This window comes from Acidimicrobiales bacterium (genome assembly GCA_035512495.1).
Taxonomy (GTDB): domain Bacteria; phylum Actinomycetota; class Acidimicrobiia; order Acidimicrobiales; family CADCSY01; genus DATKDW01.
In genome coordinates, this window is sequence record DATKDW010000067.1 from 1 (window position 1) to 5745 (window position 5745).

The window sequence follows — 5745 nt, forward strand, 5'->3', positions numbered from 1 at the left end:
AAGCCCTGCGCTGGCGGAAGGTTGCGGTGGAACGCTCTCCGAGCTCGCCCCACCTGTGGAACCAGCTCGCCCTCGACGAGGAGGCCGCCGGTCTGATGGAGGACGCCTTCGATCACTACCGGACAGCGTTGCGATGGAACCCGTGGTCCCGCATCGCGCTCCGGGGCGTGGTCCGGACGGGGACAGCCCTCGGTCGCCCTGACATGGTCTCGGAGGCTCGTCAGCGGCTGCGGCAGCTCCCGAAGATCGACGACGACTGCGACGCCAACGACCGCACCCTCGTCGGATCGATCGACTGCTGACCCCCACAACCCGTCCCGGCCCGCCCACCCGCCCCTTGTAGATTGGCGGGGTGATCCGCTTCCTCACCGCGGGTGAGTCCCACGGCCGGGCGCTCGTCGTCATCGTCGAGGGCCTGCCCGCCGGCCTGCCCGTCACCGTCGAGGAGATCGGCGCCGAGCTCGCCCGTCGCCGCCTCGGCTACGGGCGCGGCCCGCGCATGCGCTTCGAGGCCGACGAGCTGAGCCTGGTGGGCGGCGTGCGCCACGGGCGCACCCTCGGCTCTCCGGTGGCGGTCGAGATCGGCAACTCCGAGTGGAAGCGCTCCGACAAGTGGCACGACGAGATGTCGCCTGCCCCCGGCGCCACGACCCAGCCCCTCACCCAGCCCCGGCCCGGCCACGCCGACCTGGCCGGCATGCAGAAGTACGGCTTCGACGATGCCCGCGACGTGCTCGAGCGGGCGTCGGCCCGCGAGACCGCGGCCCGGGTGGTTGCCGGCTCGCTCGCCAAGTCGCTGCTGGCCACCATCGGCGTGCAGGTCCTCTCCCACGTGGTCCAGATGGGCCCGGTCAGGAGCAAGGCCACCGACCGTCCCACGCCCGCCGATCTCGCCCGCGTCGACGCCTCCGAGGTGCGTTGCTTCGACCCGGCCGCCGAGGCGGCGATGATCGAGGAGATCAAGGACACCGCCAAGGAGGGCGACTCCCTCGGCGGTGTGGTCGAGGTGCTCGCCTACGGGGTGCCCGTCGGCCTCGGCAGCCACGTCCACTGGGACCGCAAGCTCGACGCCGCCCTGGCACGGGCGCTCATGAGCATCCAGGCGGTCAAGGGCGTGGAGGTCGGCGACGGCTTCGAGGTCGCCGGCCGTCGTGGCTCGGCGGCCCACGACCCCATCCACTGGGACGCCGAGGCCGGCGACTACCGCCGTGGTTCCACGCTTGCTGGTGGGGTCGAGGGCGGCATGTCCACCGGCGAGCTGCTCGTGGCCCGGGCGGCCATGAAGCCCCTCGCCACCCTCAACCGCCCCACCCTCGCCACCGTCGACGTCGTCACCAAGGAGGAGACGGTGTCGTTCAAGGAGCGCACCGACGTCACGGCCGTGCCGGCCATGGGCGTGGTGGCCGAGACCATGGTGGCCCTCGTCTTGGCCGACGAGGCCGCCCGCAAGTTCGGCGGCGACTCCGTCGACGAGCTGGTGCGCAACCGCGATGCCTACTTGGCCAGCCTCCGGGCCTGACGTGGCCGGTGGTTCCAGCGAAGCCCCCCGAGGACGGGTCCCCGACACCCACATCGTCCTCGTCGGGATGATGGGGTCGGGCAAGACCACCGTCGGCTCCCTGCTGGCCGGCCGCCTCGACCGCGAGCTGATCGACAGCGACGCGCAGGTGGAGGCCCGCAGCGGGCGGACCGTCCGCGAGATCTTCGAGACCGACGGTGAGCCCGCCTTCCGAGTGCTCGAGACCGAGGCCCTCGCCGCTGCGCTCGCCTCCGAGACCCCTGCGGTCATCGCCGCCGCCGGGGGGGCGGTGCTCGACCCGGCCAACCGGCAGCGCATCGCCGACGCCGGCGAGGTCGTGTGGCTCGACGCCGACCTGGCCACCCTCACCCGCCGCGCCACCGACGGCGACCACCGGCCCCTCCTCGCCGACGACCCCGAAGCGACCCTCGCCCGCATGGCCGAGGAGCGCCGGCCGCTCTACCACGACGTCGCCGACCACGAGGTCGACGTGGCCGACTGCGGGCCGGAGCAGGCGGTCGAGCGCATCCTGGAGGCGATCTCCAGGTGATCACCGTCCCCGTCGACCTCGGCGACCGCTCCTACGACGTCCTCGTCGGCCACGGCGCCCGCCACCGCCTCACCGAGGTGCTCCCGACCGGCGTGCAACGAGCGGCGGTGGTGACCCAGACCGCCATCGGGGTCGAGGTCGACCCCGGCGTCGAGCACCGGACCTTCACCATGGGCGACGGCGAGGACGCCAAGTCGCTCGAGACGGTCGAGGAGCTGTGCCGGGGCTTCGCCCGGTGGGGCCTCACCCGCGGCGACGTGGTGGTCGCCGTCGGCGGGGGAGTGGTGACCGACACCGCCGGCTTCGCTGCCGCCGTCTACCACCGGGGGGTGCCGGTGGTGCACGTGTCGACCACCCTCCTCGGCCAGGTCGACGCCGCCATCGGCGGCAAGACGGGGGTCAACGTGCCCGAGGGCAAGAACCTCGTCGGCGCCTTCTGGCAGCCCGCTGCCGTGCTGTGCGACACCGAGGTGCTCGAGGCCCTCCCCCCGCGCGAGTACCGCAGCGGCCTCGGCGAGATGGCCAAGTACCGATTCCTCGGCGCCCCCGACCTGCTCGACCTCAGCCTCGAGGAGCGGGTCGCCGCATGCGTGCGCATCAAGGCCGAGGTGGTCGCCTCCGACGAGCGCGAGAGCCCGAGCGGCTCGTCAGAGCGGGGGACAGGTGGCGGTCGCCGCGCCACCTTGAACTACGGCCACACCCTGGCGCACGCCCTCGAGACCGCGGGCGGCTACGACCTGCGCCACGGCGAGGCGGTGGCCATCGGCCTCGTCTTCGCCGCCGAGCTGGCGCACCGCCTCGGCCGGATCGACCGCGCCCGGGTCGACGAGCACCGGGCCACCGTGGCCGCCTACGACCTCCCCATGCACGTGCCGCGGGGGCTCGACCCCGACGAGCTCGTCGAGCTCTTCGCCCGCGACAAGAAGGCCGTCGGCGGCGTCACCTTCGTGCTCGACGGCCCCGACGGCGTCGAGACGGTCACCGGCGTGCCACGCCCCACCATCGACGCCGCCCTGGAGGCCTGCCGCGCATGACCGCCACCGACCGCCCCGTCGTCCTGCTCCTCAACGGGCCCAACCTCAACCTCCTCGGCGAGCGAGAGCCGGAGGTCTACGGCACCTCGACCCTCGACGACCACGTGAGGGTCGCCACCGCGGCGGCTGACGACGCCGGGCTCACCCTCGAGCACCTCCAGAGCAACCACGAGGGGGTGCTGGTCGACGCCGTCCACGCCGCTCGGGGGCGGTGTGCGGCGATCATCGTCAACGCGGGCGCCCTCACCCACTACTCGTGGTCGCTGCACGACGCCCTCGCCGCCTTCGACGGGCCGGTGCTGGAGCTGCACCTCTCCAACCCCAACGCCCGGGAGGGCTGGCGCCACCACTCGGTGGTCGCCCCGGTGGCCACCGGCACCATCGCCGGCCTCGGCGGCCACGGCTACGCCCTCGCCGTCGAGGCTGTCGCCCGCCTCCTCCGACCGTGAGCGGGCACCGGTTGCCCGGCACCGTGCTGCCACCCATGGACCTGGCCGCCCGGCTGCCCCGCTTGCAGGCCCGGCTGACCGATGCCGGCTGCGACGCCCTCGTCGTCACCTCGCTCACCAACGTCCGCTACCTCACCGGCTTCACCGGCTCGTCGGCCACCCTCCTGGTGCTCGACCACGACGCCGTGCTCCTCACCGACGGCCGCTACGCCGAGCAGGCACCCGACGAGCTCGACGCCGCCGGTGCGCCTGCGCGCGTGGCCGTCGGCGCCACCCTCGCCCGCCAAGACGAGCTCCTCGGCGAGGCAGCCGCGGGGGTGGCGCGGGTGGGCCTGGAGGCCGCCGACGTGGCGTGGTCGGTGGCCCGGCGCTACGAGACCTCGGTCCTCCCCGACGCCGAGCTGGTCGCCACCACCGGCCTCGTCGAGGCGCTCCGCGAGGTCAAGGACGACGGCGAGGTCGCCCGGATCGAAGCAGCCGCGGCCATCGCCGACGCGGCCCTCGCCGAGGTGCGCCACCGGCTCCTCGAGCGACCCGACGAGCGGACCTTCGCCTTCGACCTCGACCTGGCCATGCGAGCCGGCGGCGCCGACGACGTCAGCTTCGAGACCATCGTGGCGTCGGGTCCCAACGGTGCCCGACCGCACCACCGACCGGGGGAGCGCACCATCGCCGAGGGCGACCTCGTCGTGATCGACTTCGGCGCCCTGCTCGACGGCTACCACTCCGACATGACCCGCACCTTCGTGGTCGGTGAGCCCAGCCCCACCCAGGCCAGGATGCTCGACGTCGTCACCGCCGCCCAGGCCGCTGGCGTCGCCGCCGTGGTGCCCGGCGCCACCACCGGCGAGGTCGACGACGCCTGCCGCAGCGCCATCGCCGAGGCCGGCTGGGCCGACGCCTTCGTCCACCCCACGGGCCACGGGGTGGGCCTCGACATCCACGAGGGGCCCCGGGTGGCCACGGGGGTGGCTGCTACGCTCGCCCCCGGTCACGTGGTCACCGTCGAGCCAGGCGTCTACCTGCGAGCGCACGGAGGCGTCCGCGTCGAGGACACCGTCGTGGTCACCCCGCAGGGTTGCCGGGCGCTCACCGCAGCGCCCAAGACCACCCGGCCCTGAGACCCCCTCCCGCCCGCGCTCCGCCGCCCGAAGCCCGTCACCGAAGGACCGTCCATGACGATCAGCACCAACGACCTCAAGAACGGCATGACCCTCGACCTCTCCGAGGGCCTCTTCCAGGTGGTCGACTTCCAGCACGTCAAGCCCGGCAAAGGCGGCGCCTTCGTGCGCACCACCCTGAAGAACACCCGCACCGGCGCCCAGGTCGACAAGACGTTCCGCGCCGCCGAGAAGGTCGAGCAGGCGGTGATCGACAAGCGGGAGATGCAGTACCTCTACGCCGAGGCCGGCGACTTCGTGTTCATGGACAACCAGACCTACGACCAGCTGAACGTCCCGCCCGCCACCCTGGGCGACGCCGTCAACTACCTGGTGGAGGGCTCCACCGCCCTGCTCATGATGTACAAGGACGAGATCGTGGGCGTGGAGATCCCGGCCTCGGTCGAGCTCGACGTCACCGAGACCGAGCCCGGCCTGCAGGGCGACCGCAGCTCGGCCGGCCGCAAGCCGGCCACGGTGCAGACCGGCCTGGTGGTCGCCGTCCCGCTGTTCGTGAACGTCGGGGACCGGATCAAGGTCGACACCCGCAGCGGCGATTACATGACCCGGGTCTGATCGTGGCCAACCCGACCAGCCCGCGCACGTGAGCGCCTGTCGATGAGCGTCTGGCCGTGACCGATCCCACCGCCGACGGCGTCGGCTCGCGGCGTGAGGCCCGCGAGCGGGCCCTGTCGATGCTCTACGAGGCCGACTCCAAGGGGATCTCCTCCACCGAGGTCCTCGAGTGCCAGACCCTCGAGCCCGAGGCGTTCGCCGCCGACCTCGTCGCCGGGGTGGGGGAGCACGGACCCGAGCTCGACCAGCTCATCCGCCGCTTCTCGAAGGGCTGGTCGCTCGAGCGCATGCCCACCATCGACCGCACGCTGCTGCGGATGGCCGTCTACGAGCTCGGCCACCGTCCCGACGTCCCCACCGGGGCGATCATCTCCGAGGCCGTCGAGCTGGCCAAGCGCTACTCCACCGACGACTCCGGCAAGTTCGTCAACGGCATGCTGGGCCGCATCGCCGAGCA

At 73.1% G+C, this 5745-nt stretch carries 8 protein-coding genes; all 8 read left to right on the top strand.

What is annotated here, in order from left to right; all coding sequences use genetic code 11:
* Positions 1-302, top strand: a 302-nt coding sequence (locus tag VMN58_10015; GenBank protein HUF33528.1) for a hypothetical protein, incomplete at its 5' end; no start/stop codon positions are given.
* A gap of 50 nt (positions 303-352) precedes the next feature.
* Positions 353-1519: a chorismate synthase gene (gene aroC, locus VMN58_10020; protein ID HUF33529.1), complete on the top strand. Its 1167-nt coding sequence runs from the start codon at positions 353-355 to the stop codon at positions 1517-1519.
* Between the two features lies 1 nt (position 1520).
* Positions 1521-2069 carry a shikimate kinase gene (locus VMN58_10025; protein HUF33530.1) on the top strand — a complete coding sequence of 183 codons (549 nt, stop codon included), beginning with the start codon at positions 1521-1523 and terminating at the stop codon, positions 2067-2069.
* Entirely contained in the window at positions 2066-3103 is a 1038-nt protein-coding gene (locus tag VMN58_10030; protein ID HUF33531.1) for a 3-dehydroquinate synthase family protein, read from the top strand. Before VMN58_10025 ends, VMN58_10030 begins: the two co-directional genes overlap by 4 nt.
* Positions 3100-3552, top strand: a complete 453-nt coding sequence (locus tag VMN58_10035) for a type II 3-dehydroquinate dehydratase (protein ID HUF33532.1) — start codon at positions 3100-3102, stop codon at positions 3550-3552. Before VMN58_10030 ends, VMN58_10035 begins: the two co-directional genes overlap by 4 nt.
* Positions 3553-3563: 11 nt before the next feature.
* A complete protein-coding gene (locus VMN58_10040; protein HUF33533.1) occupies positions 3564-4673 on the top strand; it encodes a Xaa-Pro peptidase family protein in 1110 nt (369 codons plus the stop codon).
* Positions 4674-4727: 54 nt separating this feature from the next.
* Positions 4728-5288: an elongation factor P gene (gene efp / locus VMN58_10045; protein HUF33534.1), complete on the top strand. Its 561-nt coding sequence runs from the start codon at positions 4728-4730 to the stop codon at positions 5286-5288.
* A gap of 56 nt (positions 5289-5344) precedes the next feature.
* On the top strand, positions 5345-5745 hold a 401-nt coding region (gene nusB / locus VMN58_10050), incomplete at its 3' end, for a transcription antitermination factor NusB (GenBank protein ID HUF33535.1).